This is a genomic window from Pedobacter sp. SL55, assembly GCF_026625705.1.
Classification (GTDB): Bacteria; Bacteroidota; Bacteroidia; order Sphingobacteriales; family Sphingobacteriaceae; genus Pedobacter.
Genome location: NZ_CP113059.1, coordinates 2,052,521 through 2,078,697, shown reverse-complemented (window position 1 = coordinate 2,078,697; position 26,177 = coordinate 2,052,521). Strand labels below are relative to the sequence as shown.

General features: G+C 40.5%; 13 protein-coding genes. 5 read left to right on the top strand and 8 right to left on the bottom strand.

Annotated elements, in window-relative coordinates; all coding sequences use genetic code 11:
• Positions 1-114: 114 nt before the first annotated feature.
• The 7 genes from OVA16_RS09265 to OVA16_RS09235 all read right to left on the bottom strand — a co-directional run bounded on the left by OVA16_RS09265 (position 115) and on the right by OVA16_RS09235 (position 19,701).
• Positions 115-2,472: a gliding motility-associated C-terminal domain-containing protein gene (locus OVA16_RS09265; RefSeq protein WP_267765077.1), complete on the bottom strand. Its 2,358-nt coding sequence runs from the start codon at positions 2,470-2,472 to the stop codon at positions 115-117.
• 338 nt (positions 2,473-2,810) lie between these two features.
• Positions 2,811-5,924, bottom strand: coding sequence for a hypothetical protein (locus OVA16_RS09260; protein ID WP_267765074.1), 3,114 nt, complete (start codon positions 5,922-5,924; stop codon positions 2,811-2,813).
• Positions 5,925-6,210: 286 nt separating this feature from the next.
• Positions 6,211-10,509, bottom strand: coding sequence for a beta strand repeat-containing protein (locus OVA16_RS09255; protein WP_267765072.1), 4,299 nt, complete (start codon positions 10,507-10,509; stop codon positions 6,211-6,213).
• Positions 10,499-10,708, bottom strand: coding sequence for a hypothetical protein (locus OVA16_RS09250; RefSeq protein WP_267765070.1), 210 nt, complete (start codon positions 10,706-10,708; stop codon positions 10,499-10,501). Before OVA16_RS09250 ends, OVA16_RS09255 begins: the two co-directional genes overlap by 11 nt.
• Positions 10,709-11,349: 641 nt before the next feature.
• Entirely contained in the window at positions 11,350-15,987 is a 4,638-nt protein-coding gene (locus OVA16_RS09245; protein WP_267765069.1) for an immunoglobulin domain-containing protein, read from the bottom strand.
• Positions 15,988-16,110: 123 nt separating this feature from the next.
• Positions 16,111-18,132: a hypothetical protein gene (locus OVA16_RS09240; protein WP_267765068.1), complete on the bottom strand. Its 2,022-nt coding sequence runs from the start codon at positions 18,130-18,132 to the stop codon at positions 16,111-16,113.
• A 111-nt stretch (positions 18,133-18,243) separates the two neighbouring features.
• Complete coding sequence (locus tag OVA16_RS09235) at positions 18,244-19,701, bottom strand: hypothetical protein (protein ID WP_267765067.1); 1,458 nt, start codon at positions 19,699-19,701, stop codon at positions 18,244-18,246.
• Between the two features lie 436 nt (positions 19,702-20,137).
• Here OVA16_RS09235 and OVA16_RS09230 point away from each other — a divergent pair, with 436 nt between their 5' ends.
• Positions 20,138-20,599 carry an SRPBCC domain-containing protein gene (locus OVA16_RS09230; RefSeq protein WP_267765065.1) on the top strand — a complete coding sequence of 154 codons (462 nt, stop codon included), beginning with the start codon at positions 20,138-20,140 and terminating at the stop codon, positions 20,597-20,599.
• A gap of 328 nt (positions 20,600-20,927) precedes the next feature.
• Here the strand turns inward: OVA16_RS09230 and OVA16_RS09225 are convergent, their stop codons facing one another.
• Complete coding sequence (locus OVA16_RS09225; protein ID WP_267765064.1) at positions 20,928-21,533, bottom strand: MarR family winged helix-turn-helix transcriptional regulator; 606 nt, start codon at positions 21,531-21,533, stop codon at positions 20,928-20,930.
• 156 nt (positions 21,534-21,689) lie between these two features.
• On the opposite strand from OVA16_RS09225, the gene OVA16_RS09220 reads away from it, so the two are divergent.
• From OVA16_RS09220 to OVA16_RS09205, 4 genes are all read left to right on the top strand, one after another.
• The gene (locus OVA16_RS09220; protein ID WP_267765063.1) at positions 21,690-22,637 is read left to right on the top strand and encodes a fasciclin domain-containing protein; all 948 of its coding nucleotides are present in this window, start codon (positions 21,690-21,692) and stop codon (positions 22,635-22,637) included.
• A gap of 115 nt (positions 22,638-22,752) precedes the next feature.
• Positions 22,753-23,211: a carboxypeptidase-like regulatory domain-containing protein gene (locus OVA16_RS09215; RefSeq protein WP_267765062.1), complete on the top strand. Its 459-nt coding sequence runs from the start codon at positions 22,753-22,755 to the stop codon at positions 23,209-23,211.
• Positions 23,211-25,187, top strand: coding sequence for a TonB-dependent receptor plug domain-containing protein (locus OVA16_RS09210; protein WP_267765060.1), 1,977 nt, complete (start codon positions 23,211-23,213; stop codon positions 25,185-25,187). Before OVA16_RS09215 ends, OVA16_RS09210 begins: the two co-directional genes overlap by 1 nt.
• 45 nt (positions 25,188-25,232) lie before the next feature.
• Positions 25,233-25,991 carry a hypothetical protein gene (locus OVA16_RS09205; RefSeq protein WP_267765059.1) on the top strand — a complete coding sequence of 253 codons (759 nt, stop codon included), beginning with the start codon at positions 25,233-25,235 and terminating at the stop codon, positions 25,989-25,991.
• Positions 25,992-26,177: the final 186 nt, after the last annotated feature.

Genomic DNA, 26,177 nt, shown 5'->3' with positions numbered 1-26,177 from the left:
AACCACTCGCACACCAGGCTTCGAATACCCTCAATTACAAACTCCAACTGGCGGAACACATAAAAAAGGCTACCCAAAAAATGGATAGCCTTTCTCTTCTAGTTAAAAAAAACACTAATCTTTTAGCAAAGTAACCCAGCCTTTAAATACTTGCCAATTACCTGTTTCGTCTTTCAATTTTAGCACATAGTAATAGGTACCGCCGTTTAATCCATTACCAGTCCATTCGTTTTGATAAGACCTGCCATTGCTCTTCCAAACTTCGTTACCCCATCTATTATAGATAATTAGGTTATTATCTGGATAAGCGGCCAAACCTGGAATTTTGAAGGTATCATTTTTACCATCACCATCTGGTGTAATTACGTTTGGTATCTGTAGCCCCAAAATCTGTTTCGAATGTGTTGAGGTGTTGTTGGTTAAATTTACATCAGTTTCTGTACTGCTCACCGTAGCGGTGTTCCTTATTATTCCTGCTACATTGGTATTTACCCTTAAAGTAAGCTCAATGGTTGCGCCAACAGCTAAGCTACCAATATTCCATGATACTGTTTTTGAAGCAGCGCTGTACGAAGCAGTACCATAACTGGTGCTAGCAGAAATATAGTTAAGGTTAGCTGGCAAAATGTCTGTCATTACCACTCCAGTAGCCAAGTAGGCACCTATGTTTTTCACTTGAATAGTGTATTCAAAAGCTTCGCCAATGGCCGTAGCCACAAAAGCTGACGTTTTTAGGACACTTAAATCAACCATGGCTGCATTTGGCACAGGTGTAACTGTAGAACTGTTATTGCCCGGTACTGGATCTAGTTCTGCACCAGATACCGTTGCCGTATTGCCATAAGGCCCGGTGGCATTTACCCTTCCGGTAATGGTTAGTGTTGCACTTGCACCGTTGTTTAAGGCTCCTATGGTCCAAACACCTGTGGTACTGTTGTATGCTCCTACAGTAGTAGTGGCATTTACAAAGGTGTAGCCAGCTAAAAGCTGATCATTTACTGTTACACCAGTTGCATTGTTTGGCCCAGCATTATTTACCACAACGGTAAAAGTAACATTATCGCCAATGGTTGGGCTGGCATTACTAACTGTTTTTAACACCCCTAAATTGGCTTGTAACACCCCTGGTATAGGTGTTACCGTGGCCGTATTATTGGTTAAGTTAGGGTCTGTTTCATTACCACTAACTACAGCTGTATTGGCATAATTACCCGAAGCATTAATTGTAGCCGTAACTGTTAAGGTTGCTGTAGCATTACGGGCTAAGTTACCGATAGTCCATACACCTGTAGCCGCGTTATAGCTACCAGTTGTTACTGTAGAACTTGCAAAGGTATAGCCACTAGGCAACAGGTCGTCTACTTTAACTCCGGTGGCATCAGCTACGCCTAAATTGGTAGCGGTAATGGTAAACACTACATTTGAACCCACTATTGGCGCTGCATTATTTACGGTTTTAGCAACCATTAAATCTGTGCAGCTAACGGTTTGTTTAGTAAAAAAAGCAGTGGCATCTACAGTGCTTGGCAGTACCATATTAGCGCCCACGTTTATACTAATTGGCGAACCACCATCTGTACCATTGCAATTGCTGCTCCACACCCCAGGCGAAAGCTGCTGACTAACAAAAGCCAAAGTATTGTTAAAGGCACTTTGGTTGGTGCCAGCACCATTAGTATTTGTAGCAGCGTTGTGCTGCAAGGTAACATTGGCCGCTCCAGCAATATTACTGCTAATTTGCCAAGTTCTGTCCATACCTTTGGTGGCAAAGGTGGTCTCAGTGGCTGCGCTTGTGGTATAGTCTTTAACCTGTACATTAATGTTTCTAGCTACCGCTTGGTTACTTACGGTAACAGGTGTATAGTCTAAGCCAGCAATACTTACCGGAAACAAAAACGAAGCACTATTGGCAAGGTTTTCTTTTACCACCACACCAGTACCATTGGTTACCACATGCTTGGTTACATCATAACCATTAAATAGGGCATCATTATCTAAAACTAAATTAAAGTTATTTAAGAATAAATGTCCAGCGGTAAACTTAACTGTATTGGTAACACGGGTATTGCCCAAAAGAGATACACCATCGCTATTATCAATTTCGATATTAGGCAAAGAAGGATCGATACCTGAAGTATAGCCCCCGTTTAGATTTTGCTGTAAAGGATAACCTGCATATAGCGGATTATTTGCTCTAAAGATAAATACACCTGTACCCGTTTGACCGTTACTAGGCAGCGAGATAAAACGGGCTGAAGGGTCTATGGTCATGTTTTTCCCGTAGAAAATTGCCATTGCGCCATCCTCAATGTAAACAACGGCATCTGGACCAAAGGTTACATCGCCGTACCAAGTTACCGGAACACCAGCATTAATGTTAAATGTGGTATTAATATAGGTTGGCGATTGTGCCTTAACCATCAGTTGGAAACAGGTTAAAAATAAAGCCAGTACAAGTATTTTTTTCATCATATTCTTAATCAGTTCATTCTTATTTATTGCATACTACCTGGTGCATCAATCATCAAGCAAAGTATTCGTGGTGGTGCAAAAATTGTGGTCAAAACAAAAATGGCATCATCAAAATTTACACCTACACCCATGCAAGCCTAATCCAAAATTTGTGCCTACAATTAAAAACCGTGCTAAACCTATTGATAGAGAGCACTTTTAACTGAGCTTTGGCCAGCAGCGGTTAATTGTTGTTGTTGAATTTTCCCAGTTAGAGCAATACAATCCTCATATCATCAATTCCCCATTCAAAAATCAATTGCTAAATTTGGTGCCTCCAAAAACAGCTGTAATTCACATTACTTTACTACAAACACAATGTTCATAAATGTTTTTGACGTAGGTGTTGCACCGCTAATTACCTGATAGGTAAGTACGCCTGCAGCACTGATAGCCACATTGGTAAATACCGTATTGTCATACCAAGTTACGTAGTACTCTAACTCGCTATTGCTATACGTTGGAATGCTTCCGGTAGCACCCGAACTACTTACCATTGGACTGGCAAATTGCGACTGATAGATGGTGTACAAATCCAAAGTTCCAAAAGCTGGGTCTGTATCATCAGTAATGATGTTTACAGAAGGCGACCAGAATACTTTAGGTGCCGCAGCAGATACCGTTTTTAATTTATTATTTTGATCTAATACTACTACTTTATCCTTAAAAGCCCCATTTTGTAAACCGGTAATGGCTAAGGTGTGTGCAGCTGTGGTATTAATTTCTGTAGCTCTATTTAAGGCACCACCTAATTCTATCTCTGAGGTTGTGGTGTTTTTGGTTACACCGTTATTGGTAGTAATGCTAGCCGGCGCCGTTCCTATCATCAACTGGCCATCGGCACCTGCCACCACTGGCCTATTGCCTGTAGTTGCTGCTGCACCTGTAGCTAAGTCTGCTACTTTTAAAGTATTGTTAATGGTTAAAACTCTCGTAGCAAAATTACCATCAAGCAAGGGAGTATTTGTACCACTAACATCTATCATTAACCTATTATCTCCAGTATGGGACGAACCTGTTTGATAACCGATTAAAATATTTCCACTACCTGTAGCATTAAAACCCGAATTAGAACCTAGAAAAGTATTGTAATTTCCTAAAGTAGCTGGATTAGCGGCCACATTCTTACCAAGAAACACATTATCTCTACCTCCTTGGCTTGCCGTAAATGCAGCTGATTGACCAACAATAACGTTATTAACTGAGTTGGTCATACTTGTTGCTGTTGCTCCACCTATAAAAACATTGCGGTTACTACCATTACCTAAAGGAGCGGCTGCTCTAAAACCTAAAGCCACATTTTCTACAGCAATGCCCGTACCATCTCCCATTGCATTATGACCAATAGCGGTGTTTTTTCTATAACTACCCGTAGATGTTATTTTTTGAAGTACATCACCTGCAGCTCTATAGCCTAGGGCAACGTTTGCATCCTCTGCACCTGAATAATTATCTAGGCCAATGTGACCAGCTGGAAGATTGTTTACTCTAAACCTTAAGGAATTAACATCTGTTGTACCTAAAAAATGGTTAGATGGATTTGTACCAGTGTTGCCTGTGATGTGCCAATCGTTATCATTAAGTGACGAAGAATTTTTTGTTTTTAATACGCCATCGGCATCCGCTACTACAATTTTATCTGTAGCATCGGTACTTGAATAACCGTTGATATCTCTAATTCTTACACCTCCTGAACCCACGTCAAAGCTTTCGGTAGGTGCAATTGCAGGCCCAGTTCCAATTTTTCCATCTTTTAAGATAGTCAATGCGTTTGACCTGCTACCATTACTACCGTTACCCACTTGCAATAAGGGATCAGAACCTATCCAATTTAAAATATTTCCGCCTGTAATGGCATTATATCGTCCAAAAACCAATTGGTGTCCTGAAGATCCCGTATTGTTTTCTCCAAAAATTGTTGCCCTGTATCCAGAGTTAGTATTATATTGACCGAAAGTAGTAGAATGTGGTGCTGAAGATGTATTGTACTGACCCCATGTCATTGCAAAACCTTCAGTTGAAAAATTGTTCTCTCCAAAAGCCGAAGAGGCAAAGCCCGAAGCTTCGTTCTTCCATCCCAATGATGTTGCATAGTCTCCAGAAGCCACGTGTTCACCACCTAACGCTACCGAGCCTAAACCAGAAGCCGTGTTTCCTGTACCAAAAGCTACAGAGTTTGCACCTACTGTGCCAGACACCACACCTGTTCCTTGAGTTGAACCGCCACGCACTGCACCTTCCACATCCAGTGCTGCACCGGTTTGCACGGCGTTTTTGCCAATAGCTACGCTACCTGTTTGGTAAATATTATCAGTATTTGATGTTGCTTTTTGCCCCGCATTAGCTTGGTTAAACCAAGGTTCTACGGCTAACGCCGACTGATCTATTTGTTTAAGTACTCCTGTTGTAGGATCGGAAACTAAGATTTTATCTGGTGTTGCACCTGTAGTTACCCCTAGTTGTAAACCTGCAATGGCTAACGTATTGCTACCTGCCGTTGTGTTGGTAGTAATTGTTGTAACTGGGCGTGTTAAAATACCTCCCAATTGAATGTTTGTTTTGGCGGGGTCAGAAAACTCCAAACCATTGTCTACCGTAGCTACAAAAGTTCCTGTAGCGCCTGTTGCACCAGTTGCTCCCATTGGACCAACCTCGCCTTGCGCACCAGTAGCACCTGTTAAGCCTTGGATGCCCTGCGGACCTTGCGCTCCCGTTGCTCCCATTGGGCCAACCTCGCCTTGCGCACCTGTTGCACCAGTTAAGCCTTGGATACCCTGCGGACCTTGGGCGCCTGTTGCTCCCATTGGGCCAACTTCGCCTTGCGCACCAGTGGCACCTGTTAAACCTTGGATGCCCTGCGGACCCTGTGCGCCCGTTGCTCCCATTGGGCCAACATCGCCTTGCGCACCAGTAGCACCTGTTAAGCCTTGGATGCCCTGCGGACCTTGCGCTCCCGTTGCTCCCATTGGGCCAACCTCGCCTTGCGCACCAGTAGCACCTGTTAAACCTTGGATGCCCTGCGGACCTTGTGCGCCCGTTGCTCCTTGTGCTCCTGTATCTCCTTTTATTCCCTTTGCACCAACCCAGCCAGTACCATCCCAATAATAAAGACCAGTTCCATCTGGCAATAACGCTGGATAAGTTGCTGTTCCTGTAAAGCCGGCAGCTGTTGTTTTAATATTATACACCACCATACCAGCCATTGGCACACTACCTGCAGCCAAGCCCCAAGTAGTGGTATTGGTAAGGTTTACCCTTGGAAATAGCAAGCCTTTGCTGTTATGCTCTAACTCAAGAATAGCAGCTTTGTTAATAGTTGTTGGGTTGTCGCCAATTTTAACCTGCGCATTAACTGTTTGCAAGCCTGCAACCGAGAATAAAATGCTTGCTATAATTTTTATGTAATTCTTCATAATTATGGAAGTTTTGCTAAAACACTGATATAGCCATAGCCAATAGTTGTACCAAAAAAAAATCTTTTAAAACGGTGTGATATAGCGTTACAAGGCAATTTTTAAAAAGTAAAAATTCCCCATTTTGAGCAATAGTATACTCATAAGCCCCTTGATTACTACTCAATTAATCCGTTTTAACTTTCAACAAACTAGAAGAAATACTTTCAAAATTAACCGTAGGCATGTACTTAAATAGTAAACCCAAATTGTTTTCCCTATGTTGCTGTTAAACCCAATTGAGTTGCTATTTTATTGCCCTAGCCCTGATAGATGGATTGACTAACGCACAATTTTCTAACCTTACCGTTATAGCAATTCTATCGCTCTCACAGCCGTTTACGGTTTGTGTAGCATAATACGTAGCGCCATTTACCAATAAAGTACTTGTAGGCAATGCCGTTGTGCTTGTTGCATCGGCGTACCACTTTATATCAGTTCCAGTAATTGTAATCTTAGCGAGTGTAGTATGCACCGTTGCACATATTTTTTGGTTGGCTGCCGCCGTTGGCAATACCTTTGGTCTAACGGTTAACACCACATTCCTAGTGCTAAAACAGCCAGTAGCGGTTTCTACAACCCTAACATAAATAGTTTTGCTGGTACTTACATAAGCCAACGATAACGGATTGGCATTTGCAATGGCATCAGCCGATGTGGCGTGATAAGTAAAGCTATAGTTGCTGGGATTAGATACCAACAGCGCATTAGCATCACTTAAACTAAAAGTACCACTACCCGTTCCAGTGGTAGTCTCGCAAGCAAAAATCTCTGCTGCATTTAGCACCGGACTAGGTGTTAGCCCTAGCGTAATGGCATCTGTTAAATTACAGCCAGACCCATAAGTAACCGTTACACTGTAAGTACCCGGACCAGTTACATCATAGGTTGCATTGGTTGCACCTGCAATTGGCGTTGCACCATTAAACCATTGGTAAGCGGTAGCATCTTGGTTAAAACTTGCGGTACTTAAAGTGTATGGGTATTGGTTACAGGTTAAAACTTGGTCTGCCCCTAAATATTCGAAACCGCTAACGTTAGAAAATGTCCAATTGCTGTTACCACCCGCATCATCCCCTATTACCTTATTTTGTGCAGACGTACAAGTACCACCAGCGGTAATGTCTGTTAAACGGGCAAATTTAATATCAAAATTACACAACGTGGATATCAAAGTTGCAGGTGTACCCGCCGTACCCGATCTAAACCTGATAGGATTACATGGCGTACCATTTGCAGTTAACGTATTGGTAACGGTTACTGTACTGCCTGCTCCAATTATATTATCAGAAGAATTTGTATAACGTAAATTATCTACAATAAAACGACCACTAAGCATACTGGTTGGTCTTAAAAAATTGAGATTGGTAAACTTTACAGTCCCGCTACCACTACTTAAATTAGCCAATATACTTTGGTTCACATTCATAGTACCGTATTCGATAGTTACTCCTGCTGGAACCGAAATCGGAATACCCCTAACATTTACATTAATTGTACTACCTGTAGCATTCCAATTGGTTGTTGAGCTATGAGCTGCGACATAGGTATTTGTCCCGTCAGTACCATTTAATGTAATTGTGGAATTTGAAATATCTGCACTGTTACTACTCGTAACCTGCAAATTTAAAGATGTCGCTGTAATATTGTTTCCATTGGCATAAAACTGACCAAAAAGAAACCTAATGTTACGATTAGAATTATAACTATCCAAAACATCGTATCTACCACCTCCATCTAGCAACAGTATGCTTCTTACCGATACACCATTGGTAGTAATGGCATTAGCGTTTACTGCCAAAGAGTTTCCTCTCATCACCCATACACCTTCAAATGGAAAAGTCATATTAGGCGCTAGTGTAACCGAGCCATAAACGTACAAGTTTAAGCCATTAACGCCAGCAAAAATAGGTGTTCTTGCGCTAACTGTATTTTCCCAAAGCATGTTTCTGCAACTGGCATTATTGTCAATGGTTACAGTTTGGCTATTGACTGTAAATGAGTTTGAATCAAAGAAAACATCATCACTCAAACCAGGAATACAATTGTTGATATTTGTTACAGCAGGATTGCCACCAGAAACATCGATACTCCAATGCGCAGGATCGGTCCAATTTCCTGTACCACCTACCCAATAAAAATTTTGTGAGGCATTTGCAGTGATAGCTACATTTAGGTTATTGCCCAAATCTTCTCCACCCGGAACACTTAAAGTTACACCTGTTGAGTTGATGTCTTTTAAAATCGCATTGTTCACTGTAAATGGCAGAGCTGCCTTATATAACTTCACTCTTCCACCAGCTGTTGAAGACTGCAAGGATATTTTGGGAGCGCAACTACCTACACTGTTGCTATTGATGCTATTTACAACCGTATATGTAGGCGCAGCACTAGATGTAGAAGAAGAAAAAGTATATACTCGGCCTGCAGTAAAATTGTAATTATTTACGCTATGCGATGCCGTTGTTCCATTCATTTGACCAATTCTGCCATTGGAATTAAAACTTACGTTATTGGCAGAAAAATTAAGCACGCCCGCATGAGAAAATAATGGGTTACCTGTAGTAGCCGTAAAATTAAGATCATTAATAGCTAGGCTAGTTAACATAACTGTACTATTATTAACATAACCATTAATAATAAACTGTGGATTGTCTGCGCTGGTGATATTAATGACAGAACCTGTGGCGTTAAATGAACCTAAATAGGCTGTTGACAATGTAAACGGACCTATACCTGATGCATCGCCCCTGCTAAAAGTTAAAACAGAATTAGAAAAATCAATATGCCGTAAATTATTAGCAACAGCAGGTAATGAACTGCTTGAAAATCTATCGGCAGTGATGGTTTTGCCATTACTATTAAAAGTACCAGCAGCAATTTGTAGCCCTGTATTTGATCCGCCAATTAAGTTGTCTGTTAAGGTATAAGTACCTGTTCCAAAAAACTGCATTAAGCCTGAGGTGTAAACCGTATTGCCAGATTTTATGGTGTGGCTACCACCACCCACATACACTAAAGCAGCCGCTACAGCTGTACTTCCAGAAAAATCTGCACTACCATTAATGTTTAATGCACCGCCTGTTAATCTTCCTCTAATATTTGGATCTATCCAGTAAACATTACGGGCATAAGCTTGATTACTGCTCGTACCGCCACCGCCTATGGTTACGGTTTGGCCTGCCGTAGTAAACGAAGCGGCATCAAAATATACATCATCATTGTAAGTGGGCAAACAGCCAGCAGTAGTTTGTGCGGCACCCCCACTTCCTAAAATAGACCATTTAGTGGGGTCGTTCCAATTTCCGGTACCGCCCACCCAATAAAACGAGCGTGAAGTGGCTGTTGCCGTTGTGGTATAAGTACCCGTATTTAAGCCCAAATCATTATTGATAGGCATGGTAAGCGTACTCCCCGAAAAAGCTACGCTTTTAAAACCAATATTTGAAGTATTGATAGGGGCCGTAGCATTGAAAGCAATAGGCGTAGCACCTTCTGAACGTAAACTTGATTGCCCTACACAACTAGCCACTTCGTTAATTGCATTTACGTTTAACTTTAAAGCACCTGTTGATGCAATATCTACAGGCTTTTGCAAATTAAGGTTGGTAATATTGAGCATTAAACCATTGCCGCTGGTATTAAATGCAGCTACGTTGATGTTAAAATCAGTTACGCCAAAAACAAAGTTAGAATTGTTGCGAATATGTTCTGATGCAATACCTGGGGTGGTTTCGTTAAAAGTTATGGATTTAATGCCGTTAATTATCGTACCATTGGTTGTTGAATTACTGCCCGTATTGATAAATGTGCTGTTACCTGCTTGGTTAATATAAATTTCTGCATTTGCCCAGTTGTAGCTGGTGGTGGCTGGGCTTGCGCCAAAAACTAATGCGCCAACGTTACTTGCACCTCCATTTACGCTTAGCTTACTATTGGCTAAATTAATGGTTTTAGTACCAGTAATAGTAGGTGAAATTGTAAACCGATTTACCTGTATCCAAAAACCGTTGGCCACAAACGTGGTATTGCTAATTGCGATGGCTGTACCCGGCAAATTCAAATCGCTCAATAACGTATAGGTTCCTGTTCCGTTAAAAGTAATAGATGCAGTTGTACTATGAGCGGCATTATCACCCATATTTATAGTATGGTTATCGGCACCTAAAAAATTAAAACCAACTCCGCCAGTAAACATGTGCTTACCATTAGAAGTGAAGTTGCCGTAAACACTTATTGCGTTAGTAGTAGTAAAAGTAATTACTCCCGTAGCCAACACATTGAAATTTCTCGCCGCCGCTCCAGCTACCATATTTACAGTTTGCGTTGCATTACCTACCGGGAAATAAACATCATCTGTAGATTGTGGTGCCAATGCTCCATTGGCAGGTATACCAGAACCAGGTGCACTCTCCCAGTTGGCTGCATTGGTATAGTTTTGATCGGCACGGCCGGTGCTTTTCCAGTAGAAGTCAATAGCAAAAGCAACTTGCGTTAAAAGTAAAAGCAAGCCAAATAAGGCCGTTTTTAATAAGTTAATTTTCATAGGTAGATGAATAATTTGGATTTTTTGGCAGAGGGTTAAATTTTAAACTAGGTAGCACTAAAAGAGTATAGACATAAGGATACCATAACCTATTGTCGTACTCGGAAAGACCTGTAAAACTAGGGTAGCGACTTAAATCAATAATTAATTGCAGCGAAGCCCTTAAAATGGTTTCTTTTTTATCAATAATGTTTTTCATAGGTATAGGCTATATTTAACTTTGAGATCTAATGCAGACGCCACAAGTGTAAGTTTTGTTTCAATAAACAAAAGCTATACCTATATAGCGACAACGGGGGCAAACAGCTAAAAAACACTGAAAATCAAATATTTAAAGCCACAATCATCTTTAACCAACGAAACAATACCCTAATTAATTGGGGAAAATTGAGGAATTTCAAGGATGTTGACGGAGTAGATATTTATCATATTCTTCTGAAATGAAATGTTTAGAAAAAAGATGAAATGAAGATCAAAAAACCAATTTAATTCAGCTAAAGTTCAATGTAATTTAGTTAACTTGAATTCTGGACGTTTTTAATTGATTATCTATTCATTGCATTAAGAATTGAGTGAAAATGGTCGTCATTTTCGACGATAGGAAAAATCTTTGGAATAACTTTTACCAAAGAAACCTATTTAAAGATTTACTTTGCAGATCATTAGCATCCACTCGCTACCGATAAATCGATACGGGGCACGCTGCGTTCTAAAAGAAGAATTTACACCCATATTCAGATTACATTAAAAAAGAGTTAAGATTTCATAGAATTAGCTATTCCTAAAATCTTAACTCTTTTTATCAATTAAATGTAATTGCGATATCTGCGAGAGTTTGGCCTACTGCATAGCTCTGCTTCTTATAGCTGGGTTAGTAGCCACCCCTTTTACAATAAATAATTTTACCTCATCTGCTACCATACAACCATTGTTGTTTACGCTCCATCGTAGCTCTACTTTATCTCCAGAAGTAATAGTTACCGAGGTGTTATAGGCAGATGGGTTGGCAATAGTTGCGCTACCTGTAACTACCGACCAAGTCCCTGTACCCACAGCTGGTTGATTGGCGACCATGGTAAATACAGTATTAAATCTACGCTGATCTGGGCCAGCATTGGCCGTAGGTTTCGCATAAAAAGTTACGGTTACGGGTGTTCTAATAGCGCTATAACAATTATTTACAGACTTTAAGCTAGCGTAATACATTCCGTTTGTTAATGGAGTATTGCTTGCTAATGGTGATCCGCCAGTGGATGCTGCATACCATTCTAGTATTGCACTAGTACTCGTCATAAAACTGGTAGTGGCAGGATCTATTTGCAGATTGCCAATGGTGGGAGTGGCATCATCGCAGAAGGCCAAATTATCGGCACCTGCTGAAATACCTACAATGTTAGGCGTATAGCTTACGGTTATTTCATCAGCTTGCGGACATCTCTCGGCCACTACTGGATTTAAAGGATCGTATAATAATTCTACCCTATACACCCCATCATATCCAAAATTGCGAACATCAATTGCTCGGGTGGTACTTGGTAAGTTTAGATTTTGAAACACGCCCCCCATTCGTTTATACCACACAAAAGTAGCTTCGGGCCCGGCAGAAAATTGATCTGCGGTAATCGTATAAGTGCTGGCATTAGCCGGATCAATTACCTGACAGTTTACATCTGGGCCTAAGCCTACTAACCCTGGCATACCTGCAAGATTTTCTACATTGGTATTTAAGCCCAATTGGGTAGCATTTACCTGCAAAAATAATTTAGAGTTACTTGCGTTTATACCACCAACACGCACATAATCAAAGGTATTACCTACATTAGCAACTGTTGGTGTGGCATTGGTATAGTTGATAGTAGCTATTGCCGAGGCCTGTGTAGCGCCTGTTTCGGTACCGGCTCTTAATACATTTGTTAAACATGGCGTACCACTTAAGTACAAGTGCTCAGTAACGGTTTGGGTAGAGTTATTACCTAACCATAAGGTATAGCCCCTTGGTTTTAAAAACAAGGTTCCGAAGGTATTATTATCCAATATCGATTTAGAATGGTTAACCACCACTCTATTAGCTTTAATACCACCCCTTAAATACCAAGCAGAACCTGCTCCGTAGGTGGTTTCTCCTGTTTCAATAGTGCCATACTCATGACCGCTTTGTCCCCAAAAGTTTCGGCCAAATTTAATGGTTGAGCCAGTAGCTTGCAAGGTAGCACTTGCCAAATTGTAATATAACCAATCTACCGCTACCGTGATGTTTGAGTTACGGATATCTAAAGAACGTGCGTTTGCTGTAGCATTGTTTCCTGCTCCAGAAAAAATATCTGTTAAAGTCATCGTTAAATCTGAAGCTTTTAACGCTCCTTTAGTTAGTATGATCTGGTTAGCCGTAACTGTTTGTACATTCAAATTTAAAGCGATACCATTGATTTGTATATTCCCACCAGTCCACGATGTACCATTTACCGTTACCGTTGCACCTATTTGGGAATAGGTACTGGTTACCCTTGTATTACCCGTAAACACCCAATTGGCATTGGCATTATTTACAGTAAGGTGACCAAAAGCGGAAGTACCATTATTAATTAACTGTCCGTTGTTCGCATCGCCCATCAAATTCAATCTCACAAAGGTCATGTTTGGTGCCATTTGTATCAAATTACCGTAAGCATAGCCTTCGATACCCAATACAGAAGTAATGGTAATACCCGATGGAGCATCGCTATGACCAATTAGGTTATTGAAATAAGCGGGTTGATCTAAGATATTAATTGGCAAATTACCCGTTGAAAAACTATTGAAATGCACATTATCGTATTTGGTAGGCACACATCCGCCAGGAGAAGGCACACCATTACTGTTGGTAGTCCAGTTTAAACCGTTGTTCCAATTGTTATCGGCTACACCAATCCAATACAATTCTTTGGCTGGCGGCACGGTAAAGGTCCAATTGGTTACATCGGTATCTTCTAAACCAGTTGCAGTGTAAGTGGCGCCCGAAGTTAAATCGGCACTAACGCCCGTCATCCAAACATTGGGTACAAAAACATTATTGGCCGACCGGAACCTAAAAAACTGACCAGGAGTTTTGCCGTTTACATACATTTCCATTAAACCTTGGCAATCTAAGGTATGGGTAATAAAATTCTGATTAACGGTAACCAATACATTATTGAAAGCTCTAAAAAGCCCATTTTTTTGAATTTCTAAAATATTGGTAGTTACCGAACCTCTAAACAATAAACTAGCTCGCAACTGCACTGGCATGATCCTAATTTCGTTGGCGGTAATGGTATTCTGAAAATCTGCCAATTGATTAAAAACATGGAAATTATGGTAAGTAACATTTGCACCAAGAATAGTAAGACTGGTGGTAGTTGTTGGTGTTGGTATGTTAGAGGTAACGTCATAATACACATGATTGGCAAGTGCATAAAACTGGTCTCCATTTCTTAGCGTAATGTGAGATGTACCTGCATTTAAGGTATTAACAGTTGCATTATATAGCCATTGTGTTACCAAAGAAATTTGTGAGCTACCTAAAATTAAATTTCTGGTAACAGCGGGAGTAATTGTCTCATTACCAATAAAGTTGCCACCTATAAAAACCGTTTGGTTGTTGGTGTTTAAGCTAGCTCCTCTAAAATACAGGTGGTAATTATTGTTAGCTTGCGTTTGAAAGCTGTCTTGAAATGTCCAACCACCTAAACCTTGAAAATAAGTGATCCGAAAAAACGAACCATTACTGGTAATAGTTTCGCCCATATCAGCAGAGCGGAACTGGACATTATCTACAGCAACTACCATACCCGAACGCATGTACCAAGAACCGTAGCAGGTCATATTTGTGGCACCAGTACCGCCACGCACAAAATTGAATACTGGTGCATTGTTTTGTACAGTAATGTCATGAAAGAAAGCATTGTTTGCGGTAATTTTCACTGAGCCCGATGCAACTACCGAATTATTATCGAAGATCACATCGTCGTATTGTGTGGGTAAACAAAAACCTCCTGCACCACCAGAAGTTGCCGACCAATTGGCCTGATTGTTCCATTCATCATCGCCAGCAGCACCCACCCAATAAATGGTTTTTGCAGGTGGCTCTACAAAATTTAAGGTAGTACCAATGGTAGAATTGTTGCCATTATCAACCCCCACCACATTAATTACCCCATTGGTAACATTAATACGGGTTAAAATGGCGTTTTCTAAGTTAATTGGATTACCCGAGGCATTGTTAATGCGGGCAATAAATGCTGTTTCGCTACTGTAAATCTGCCAAAAAGGTTGGCAGTCTGGTGTGCTGTCTATAATGTTTTCTGTAATGGTAAGCATACTATTACGGTAAATAGTATACGCTCGTGAAGGAGCTAAATACAATTTACCAATGGTCATTCCGTTTTGAAAGTAACCATTTGAACTTACAAAGTGTAATTCATTGATGGTAGAACCTGTGCCATAAATATTCGCAGCAGTTGTAGCAACAGGGTTTTCCATAAACACTTTATTTACTGCCGTAGCGGCCTTTGTACGAAACTCCGTGCCCTCTACATGAAACTCGGAAGTACCAGCATTGAGGTTTCCCACAAAACTCCAATTACCTCTGGCGGTTACCACAGTAGCGTCCGGAATAGTAATGGTAGCGGTAGCTGTGCCTGGTGCCATATTGGCAAACTCCCAGGTTTTTAATGCTGGTAAGTTGAGATGAACATTGTCCAAAATAGAAATCGTATTATTATTTGCTCCTGTTCTGATCCAATGTTCAAGCAGGGGTGCATTAAATTGAGCCGTACCCGAAATCTGTACGTTACCTCTGGTATCTAAATTGGTGAGGTTGGGTGCATTTAAGATGGCGCTGTTTACTACAGTTAGCGAAAAACTTGCTAAACCAACGTTAAAAGTTGCCGTAGGTGCTAAATAATTTGCAATACCTTGTGCAAAGTTATATCTGCCACTGGTAATTACACCGTTGATATTTAAGGTACCTGCCCCTCCTTTACTAAATAAAGGGACTACTGCTCCGTTTAAGGTTAAAGTAGTTGTGGTAGCCACTACTGGCTCCATGGCTATGGCAAATGATGCATTAAGTATAGAAACACCAGCTTGCAGGGTTACATCTTCGGTTACACGGATATTAAAACCGTTGCTAATTCTTGGATTGGCGGTTGCGATACTCGCATCAAAAGTTAAAGATCTAATTACTACCTCAGAACCTAAGGTAACGGTGCGTGCCGCCAACTGAGCAGTTGTTGTACCTGTTGCATTTAAACCCGAGTTACCATCAAAAATTACATGGGTATCGGCAGTAGGTACAGATGAAGGTAATCCCAACGTAGGGTGCACCCCTCCACCAGATTGAAACGACCAATGCGATAAATCGTTCCAGTTTCCTGCTCCCCCGAACCAATACATGGTTTGTTGTGAGAAAGCAATTTTGCTTACCAACAAACAAAAAATTACTAAAAGTATCTTTTTCATTTAGTTACATTTTTTTTGACTGACTAAATCTCTCTCCACAGTCCAATTTTATTAGGTTTTGTTAATTAAAATTCCTGCAAGCTTTAAAACTTACAGGAATTAAACCTAGTCGATCTATTAAGGTTATTTTATTTTAAACACAATATTCATATACGTTTTTTCAGTAACCGCGGCCGAACCCAAAACCTGATAAGTTAAAATACCAGCGTCGGATAATGTAATGCTATTTGGATCAAATACGGTATTATCGAAATAAGTTACAAAATATTCTAAGGCAGCAGCCCCAAGTGCTGGCAAAGTAGTTGCCGAAGCACTTTTAATTGCCGAACGCGTTGGGCCAGCCACATTACCTGTCATCCCGAATTGGTTAGCATAAACGGCGTGTAAGTCTACCGTAAATGTACCACCCGCAAAGGTTACATAGCTTGGCAAATCGGTACTAGTTGTTGGCAACACCAATGATGGGGTGTAGAAAAATTGAGGTGCAGCTGCGGTAGCCGTTTTTAACACGCCATTGGCATCGGCTACAACTATTTTATCTGCAGCATTGGTACTGGTATAAGCAGCCGAGTTGATGTTTCTAATCCTTAAACCACCACTACCTATATTGGCACTACCACCTAAATCTAATAATTCTGTTGGCATCGCCAAGTTTCCAGCTGCAGAAACCCCGAAAACTGCTTTACCATTGCGAAGTAAAGTTAATGCATTTGACCTATCACTTTGAGTACCATTACCTACTTGTAATATTGGATCATTTGGTTCGACAGAAGTTGAAGGAAATGCTGCTGTTATGGCATTAAATCTACCAAACACTAACTGACTGGTTGCCGATGCCTTATTGCCAAAACCGAACATTGTACCTAGAAGCCCTTCGTTTTCGTTAGACCATCCGTAAGTTGTAGTAAGAAAGCCTGTTGATTTATTGTATTGTCCCCAAGCCATAGAAACGTCACCAGTTATTATATTCTCTTGACCAAAAGAACTAGACACATCTGATGGAACCTTATTATGAACTCCAGTAGCAATAGAGTAATTACCTACAGGCGATGAGCCATTCAATTCATCAGCGTGAGGCAGTCCAACACGTAGCGTTCCGTTACCACGAATATCTAAATCAGCAATAGGGTTAGCCGTAGCGAAATTACCAATTCCTACTTTACCATCTTGATAAATATTCTGAGTATTAGAAGTTGCTTTGGTAGTAGCAGTTGTAGCTTGGTTCCAAGGTTCTATAGCTAAACCGGTTACGTCAGTAGTTTTCAAAACGCCATCAGCATCGGCTACTATTATTTTATCGGCGGCATCGCTACTGGTATAGGCGGACGAATTGATATCCTTAATCCAAAGCCCGCCAGAGCCGATATTAAATGTTTCTTTAAAAACATTATCAGTCGGTGAACTATAAAAATAATCACCCACCAAGGTTCTAGCTTTACCTGTATTGCTGTCATATAAACCATATAAAAAATTGCCTATTCTTAAACTGTTAGAAAGCGTAATTGCATTGCCTCCACCATCGGTACCGCTTAAGGAAGCCATTGAATTACCAATAATGATGTTATTACTTTCGTTCTGAAGATAACCTCCGGAGTTATTTCCAATTACAATATTATCGTTTCCATTTTCCAAATCTCCAAGAGAACTACCTATTGCAATATTTCTACTACCCGCTGCAATAAAGCGCATTGCCGACCTGCCTATGGCAATATTGTCTTGCCCTGAGCCTAGGCTTGTACCATTTTCGTTAACTCCGGCGTCTTGTGTTACGTGGTTGTTTCTTCCTACAAAGCGTAAATCTTGCACAGGCTCTTTATCCAATAACCTGATCCATTTATTATCAGTAGCACTCCAGTAGTAATAACCTGGGATTACATTATTTGGCGCCACACCATTAAAGGCCGTATTAAAAACCGTTAAGGCGTCTGCAGGGTTGGCAATGGTAGTTACATCTGTTAAACTGGTTAAAGCTACCCTAGGCAATAACATCCCTTTGTTGGCACTTTCAACTTCAAATACTGCAGAAGGCTCTTTAATGGTAGGGTTTGTACCCACTTTTAACTCTTTATTTTGTGCGTTTGCGCTATAGCCAGCCATGGTTATTAGGGCTCCACATAGTGCTGTTCTCAACGTATTATTTTTCATCGTTCCTTTGTAATGGTTTGAACCAATTGATTATTAAAAAGATTAGGAGTAGTTATAAGTTATGCATTGCAGGAAGCCCTGTGTGTGAAGGCAACCTGCAACTGATAACTTCTAGTCGATCATATACCAATCAGTACCATCGCTTTGGATACGGATTGTTGTACTATAATTTACGCCTGTAAAAGTATCCACCTCATTTAATTTGATGGTTTGGCTAAACGTGAGCAGGTTGGAGGTAACATCTACCTTACGGATGGTTATAATTCTGCCCGCACTGCTTGCTGCCGTTGGTATGGTTAAAGTAAAAGGAGCTGAGGTTGCATCAGCTAATATGGTTGCATCATCTGCCAAAGCACTGTAAGCTGTATTAATTTTTACCACTTTGCTGGCATTGGCATCTTTAACCCTTAAAACTCCAGTTGTAGCATCAGCCACTACAATTTTATCTGTAGTATTATTGCTAGCCTGTAAACCAGCGATAGCTAAAGTGTTACTACCAGCAGTTGTGTTTGTAGTTATTGTTGTGATTGGTTGTGTTAAAACACCTCCCAATTGAATATTGGTTGGTGTAGAGAAATTTAAACCATTGTCTACCGTAGCTACAAATGTACCTGTTGCACCAGTTGCTCCTGCTACGCCAGTTGCACCTTTAATGTTTCCAGTTACGTTCCATGTAGTACCATTATAAGTATACACATCGCCGTTGGTTACATCTATATAGCTATCGCCACTGGTACCCGTTGCACCTGTAGCACCCGGTGTACCTGCACCGCCAGTTACCGATTTACCATCTGCACCGTTAGCGCCAGTAGCGCCTTGAGGGCCAGCAGCGCCAGTTGCACCTTTAATGTTTCCTGTTACGTTCCATGTAGTACCGTTATAAGTATACACATCGCCATTAGTAACATCTATATAAGTATCGCCATTGGTTCCTGTTGCACCTGTAGCACCTGGTGTACCTGCGCCGCCAGTTACAGATTTACCATCTGCACCGTTAGCGCCTGTAGCGCCTTGAGGGCCAGCAGCACCAGTTGCCCCAGCAGCACCTGCACTACCGTTAATATTAGTCCAAGTATTGGTTGTAGGGTTATAAACCCATGTTCCTGTGTCATTAGTTACAATGGTAATGCCCGCCGCTGGCCCTCCCGGTGTACCTGGAGTACCTGGTGTACCAGTTGTGCCCGGCATACCTTGCACTCCTACTACACCTGCGTCACCTTTCATTCCTTTTGCAGCAACCCATCCATTACCATCCCAATAATAAAGGCCGGTACCATCTGGCAATAATGCCGGATAAGCTACAGTTCCAGAAAAACCAGTAGCCACAGTTTTAGTATTATATACCACCATACCAGCAACAGGCGTACTGCCCGCGGCCAAGCCCCAACTGGTGGTATTGGTAAGATTTACCCTTGGAAAAAGCAAACCCTTACTGCTATGTTCTAACTCAAGAATAGAGGCTTTGTTAACGGTTGTTGGATTGTCGCCAATTTTAACCTGTGCACTAACTGTTTGCACACCTATTGCTAGCATTACGCATAGCCCAAAACTTAATAAAATTTTTTTCATACTTGCTCTATATAAAAACTAGGTGCAAGCGAACCCGCACACGTTAACTCCTCTTTGCCAAATTTTGTGCCTTTATAAAATTTATGTGATTTTACACCACAAAGCCACTTTTTATGCTTGGCAAAAAAATTCCCCAAGTATAATTGCGTTGTCATTTTTACCCAATTAGAGTAAGTAGATGCACAAACTATTGATATGATACTGTAATTGTTACATCGCTTTTTATTTCATAAGAGCCGCTAAAAAACCATCAAAAGGTTTCATTTGCTCAGCATAATATAGCGCTAACGGCGTCAATGATGATGTTTTTGAGATGATAAAAGAATATCTTTTTATGAGAGTTAAATTTTAGATGATGAATAAAAATTTTAAGTTTGAAATTAAACAAGTGACAAATACCTGCAACAAGAAAAGTGTTTACAGTTAACAAAAAGCTATGAATGAAGAAACAAGCTTTGAAATATACAGCTCTAGAGTGCTAAACGCACCCTTAGAAACAGTTTATGAAGCATTTGCCAATCCTTTGCATTTAAAAACGTGGTGGGGACCAGAAGGATTTACGAACACCATACATGAATTTGATTTACGCCCAGAAGGAAAGTGGCTACTCACTATGCATGGTCCCGAAAAAGGCAACTATGAAAATTCTTCTATATTTAAAACTGTAATACCCAACCAACTGGTAGCTTGGACCAGACATTCTAAACCCTTTTTTGATATGGAAATAGGTTTTGAAGCAACTACCCCTTCCACATCTTGTATTTCGTTTCGTATGATTTTTGCCACGGCAGAGGAGTGCGCCAAAATGAAAAATTTCGTAATCCCCAAAAACGAAGAAAATTTTGACCGATTGGAAAGAACGCTAATGGAAATGTTAAACGGTGGACATACCCGCTAAGTAGGCACTATTTTAATGGATTCTGCTGGCTGATGTTATCATCAATCTACCTAGCCACAGAAACTAATTGGTTGGAAATAGAGGCTAATTTTTCAAGGATCATTACGTTGCTATTTTTATACAGCTGGTGTAAAATCGTAGCAAGGCGGCTAATGCGTTGATCAGTTGGTTGGTTTTTTGGGTTTTGGTTTTTTGGAGATTTGCCTAGCCTCCCTATCATCGAACTTTCAGACTTCCCTGACTTTCGGACTATTTAAAAATTTGCCTAGCCGCGTTATCGTCGAACTTTCAGACTTGCCTAACTTTCGGACTTCCCTAACTATCAAGCCTAAACACGAAATTTACCTTCATGAAAGTCTTCCAATTTAAGCAGTAAACGAATTAGCTCTGCTTTTTCTATTGCAGTAAGTGGTTCTGTAACAAGTTTTGAAGCTACACGCATTTCATTTAAGCTATTATCGATGGCAATTTGTCCTTGTGCTGTAAGTTGGATTAGCCTGCTACGCTTGTCTTTTTCATTTGCCTCTTGAATTACAAATCCCGCTGAAATTAACCTATTGATAATTTGAATTCCGGCAGATTTTTCATGTACGTTATCTTTAATTAAGGTACTTTTAGTCATTGCACCATTGTTAGCTAGGCTAAGTAGGTAAAACATCTCGTCGGGAGTAGAAAAAGCAGATCCCGAAATGGCCTCTTTTGCATAAAGTTTGGCATACCTATACAAATGTACTAATGAAGTATTGATCACACCATCGGCAGAACGACCTTGGTGTTTGTCGGCCAAATTTGGCTCTTCCATTTGCACCAAGTGGGGTCTTCTTTGTTGCAACCACGATAAAAAACCGTTTAAATTATGTCGTGATGAAGGAACTTCTTCGCCTTCAAAAATTTCTAGCAACGAAACTATTTCTTTAACCAAGCTGTAAGACATTCCCTTAAAGTTTAAATTCAAAAGTAGAAAAATAGTACAATAAAAAACCATTAAGCTGTGAATTATACTTTTTTTCAAAAAAATTAGTGTAATAAAAAACTTTTTAAAACCATTATTGTTGTTGCCATAGTACAAAATAAAACTAATTTAAAAAATATGAAAACACTTCAATTCTCTAAGTTTACGGCAGTAGTACTACTATGCTTTTTTGCACTATTTACTTCTTGCAAAAAGAACAATGACAACCCTCAAGACCAAACCATTACTGGTGTGGTTGTTGGTAATGCAGATTTCTCTCTTCTAGAAGCAGCTCTTATAAGAGCCAATCTTACTGCTACCTTACAGGGTAATGGGCCATTTACGGTTTTTGCCCCAAACAATGCCGCTTTTGTAGCCGCTGGGCTAGATACCGAGGCAAAAATTAATGCGATGCCGGTAGAAACACTAGCAAAAATTTTATTGTACCACGTTCTACCTAATCGCACACCTTCGTCTGCCATTCCTATGGCAAGCAACACCGCTGTAGCTACCGCCGCAAACCTTAATGTGTTTGTGACGAAAAACTCGTCGGGTGTTTTTGTAAACGGAGCGGCAGTAACTACAGCCGATATCAATGCTAGCAATGGCGTTATCCATGTAATTAACAAGGTAATTATGCCGCCAAGTGGCAACATTGTTGAAACAGCTCAGGCAAACGAAAATTTTAGCTTTTTAGTTGCTGCAGTTTTAAGAGCTAGCCAAGGCAATACCAATGTAGCGCAGATACTTTCTGGCGCAGGCCCTTACACTGTTTTTGCACCAACCAACCAAGCCTTTATTAATGCAGGCTTTGCCTCTACTGCCGCTATAGCTGCCGCAGATCCAGCAGTACTTGCCAATATTCTTACCTATCATGTAGTGGCAGGTAGAGTATTTTCTAGTGATTTAACAGAAGGTGCAAGACCTACTACTTTACAATCTGGAAATTTAACGATTACCTTAACTGGCGGTGCCAAAGTTAAAGGAAACGGCAATCCCTCTGCATCTACCATTACATCAGCAAATTTAGTTACTACCAATGGAGTAATTCATGTAATTGATCAAGTATTATTACCAAGCAATTAACTAAAAAATATTTAAGGCTGATATTTGCCGGAGTTGGGGCTTAATCCTGCTCCGGCTTTTTAGCGTTGGCCCAAATGCTTTCCTATATTTGTAATTCACTTTTATTCCATTTAAGTTGACTACTAAAAAGATTATCGTTTTTGTACTATTGAGTTTTAGCCAACTGGTAAAAGCCCAAACTAACGGCCTAATTACTGGCAACGTTCAGAATGCAAACACTAGTTTTGGTATTGCTGGCGCAACAATTCTAGTGAACGAAATTAATTTAAAAGCTGTTACCGACAGTGCTGGCAATTACAAACTGCAGGTGCCAGTAGGTACTTATAGGGTGTCTGTAAGCAGCATTGGCTTTACCAGTCAAATTAAATACAACATTGTGCTAGGTAGTGGCACGCCACAGATCGTTAACTTCGAGCTACAGCCAGAGTCAAAAAACCTACAAGAAGTAAATATTAAATTCAGCCGTCAAAAATCTGCGGCAGCAGCCGATTTGGTAACACCGCTATCCGTACAGCAACTTACTACCGAAGAAATCAAGGCTAATCCGGGGGCAACTTTGACGTATCTAAAGTAGTGCAAACTTTGCCCGGGGTAGGCATTAGCAACGGTACCGGCGAACGAAACGACATCATTATTAGAGGTGGTGCGCCTAACGAAAATGTCTACTATCTGGATGGCATTGAAATCCCTGTGCTCAACCACTTCCAAACTCAAGGCAGTTCGGGCGGAGCCCAAGGCATTTTAAATGTTTATTTTATTGAAAGTTTAAAGTTAAGCTCTTCTGCTTTTGATGCACGCTATGATAACCCACTGGCCTCTACATTTGTAATTAAACAGCGAGATGGCAATTCGGAACGTTTGTCTGGAAATGCCCGGGTAAGTTTTACAGAAACAGCGCTAACTTTAGAAGGTCCGCTATCTAGAAACACCACTTTTTTGGCCTCTGCCCGCAAGTCTTATCTCAGTTTTTTATTTAAGCTGATTGACCTACCCATTCGCCCAGATTTTGATGATTTTCAATTCAAGGTTAGCCACAAATTCAATGAAAAAACCAAGCTTACCGCAATTGGCTTAGGCGCAATAGATCGCTTTCGTTTTGCGCCAACCAAAAAATCGACACTAGAAAATACTTACGTACTACGCTCTACACCTTACATTAACCAATGGAACTACACCTTCGGTCTCAATATCAACCACAAAATAGAAGATGGATTTTTAAACTTTACGCTAAGCAGAAATATGTTTGACAATAGCTTAGATAAGTTTGAAGACCAGGTAATGGATGAATCTAAACGCGTACTAAAGGTAGAATCGCAGGAAGCAGAAAATAAATTTAGGTTTGACTACAACAAGTTTGTGAATGGTTGGAAAATTGGTGCTGGTGTAATGGCACAGCTAGTGGGCTACAATGCTGATTTGTTCAATAAATTAGCCAATGCCGTTTACGATGGCGGCGGCAATTTAATTAGCCCAGAGCGTACCATTATATTTAACAACAACATAGATTTCTTGAAATATGGCGCTTTTTTTCAGGCATCGAAAAACTTGTTTAACGAACGTTTATTGATTTCTGGCGGCATTAGAACCGACATGAACTCGTTTACCAACGGTGGTAACAATCCACTCAGCACCTTGTCGCCCAGGTTATCTTTAAGCTACCATTTAAATCCAAAATGGGATATCAATGCTTCAATTGGAAGTTATTTTAAAATACCACCTTACACTACCCTCGGTTACCTAGATGCGAGCGGTACAGCTAGCAATAAAAATTTAGACTATATCCAGTCTACACATTATGTATTAGGTACGCAGTTTTTGCCAAAGAGCGATCTTAGGTTTACGTTAGAAACTTTTTATAAACGTTACAGCAATTACCCCGTTTCTAACAATAACGGAATTTCGTTAGCCAACCAAGGCGCAGAATACACATCATTTGGCAGTGAACCACTATCGAGCATTGGCGATGGGCGCACCTACGGTATTGAAGTATTTGCACAACAAAAATTAATGAAGCAATTGTTCTACGTGGCGAGTTATTCGTATGTAGTAAGCAAATTTTCTGGTGCTGATGGTCGTTTGGTATCATCATCATGGGACAATAGGCACCTTTTATCGCTAACGTTGGGCTACAAGTTAAAAACCAACTGGGATTTTGGGTTAAAATACCGTTACGCGGGCGGTACGCCTTACACTCCGTTTGATTTGGTGGCTTCTCAACTTAATTACCTTAGTCTGGGCACTGGCGTAGCCAATTTTAGTCAGCTAAATTCGCAACGTTTGGGGGCTTTTAGTCAGCTAGATTTTAGGGTAGATAAACGCATTAACTTTAGGCGAACAGCCATTAATTTGTACGTGGATATACAAAACGTGCTAAAATCTAAAAATGATGACTTGCCTAAATATACTTTTCAACGTACGGCAGACAATGGCAACTTCTTAACTACCGACGGCCAGCCAATTAAAGCCGATGGCGCAAATGCAGTTCCTTTTATCCTGAATACAAGCTCTGGAAACTTAATCCCTTCGTTGGGGGCAATTTTCGAATTCTAACAAATTTTAGACCTAATGGTGATCAATGATATCAACTTAAAAATGATGAAAAAAACACTAGCAATTGTTAACGGTATTGCCCTAGTAAGCACTATTTTTATAAATTACCTTTCCAACACTGGCGCCTTTAATGGCAATACCATGAAAACTGTTTCTGATCGGTATTTCAATCTTTTTACGCCCGCTGGCTATGCGTTCTCTATTTGGGGGCTAATTTACGTGGGTTTACTTGCATTTACGATATACACGGGCAAAAATTTGTTTAACAAGCAAGAAACGCACCCTGCGTTAGCTAAAATTGGATGGTGGTTTTTAGTTTCCTGCTTGGCCAACTCTTTTTGGGTACTGGCTTGGTTGTATAACTACACTTTACTAAGTGTAGTTTTAATGACAGTTATTTTAGTTTCATTACTTCGCATCGTGTTAAACTTGAATATCCGCTTAACGAAACAGATTAAATTAGACTATATTTTTATTGGCCTTCCTTTTACGATGTATGTTGGTTGGATTTCGGTAGCGATTATTGCAAATATGGCTGCGTTTTTAACAAAAATTCAATGGGATGGTTTCGGTATTAACGCTACTACTTGGACTGTAGCGATGATCGTAATTGCCGGACTAATTAACATTTACATGGTTGCAAAGCGTAACATGATTGCTTACGGCATGGTAGGCATTTGGGCATTAATTGCCATTGCCGATAACCAGTCTGCCGATACAAAAACTATAATTTACAGCTGCTACGCTGTGTCTGCGGCCATTCTACTTGCTATTTTTGCCAACTTCAGGAAAGCGTTAATTTAACCTAAAGAAAAACCAACGAAACTACTGCACTAAAGCTACCAATTGCCGAGCGCTATGGCCTAGTTAAGTGAAATTAGGCTTTATTCGAAACCATTTTTCACAGCAAAACCTAAACTTTAGCAACTTGAAATTGCAAAAACTAGGCGCCGTTTCGGTATTGTTGCACTGCCCAAAGTTAACTAGACC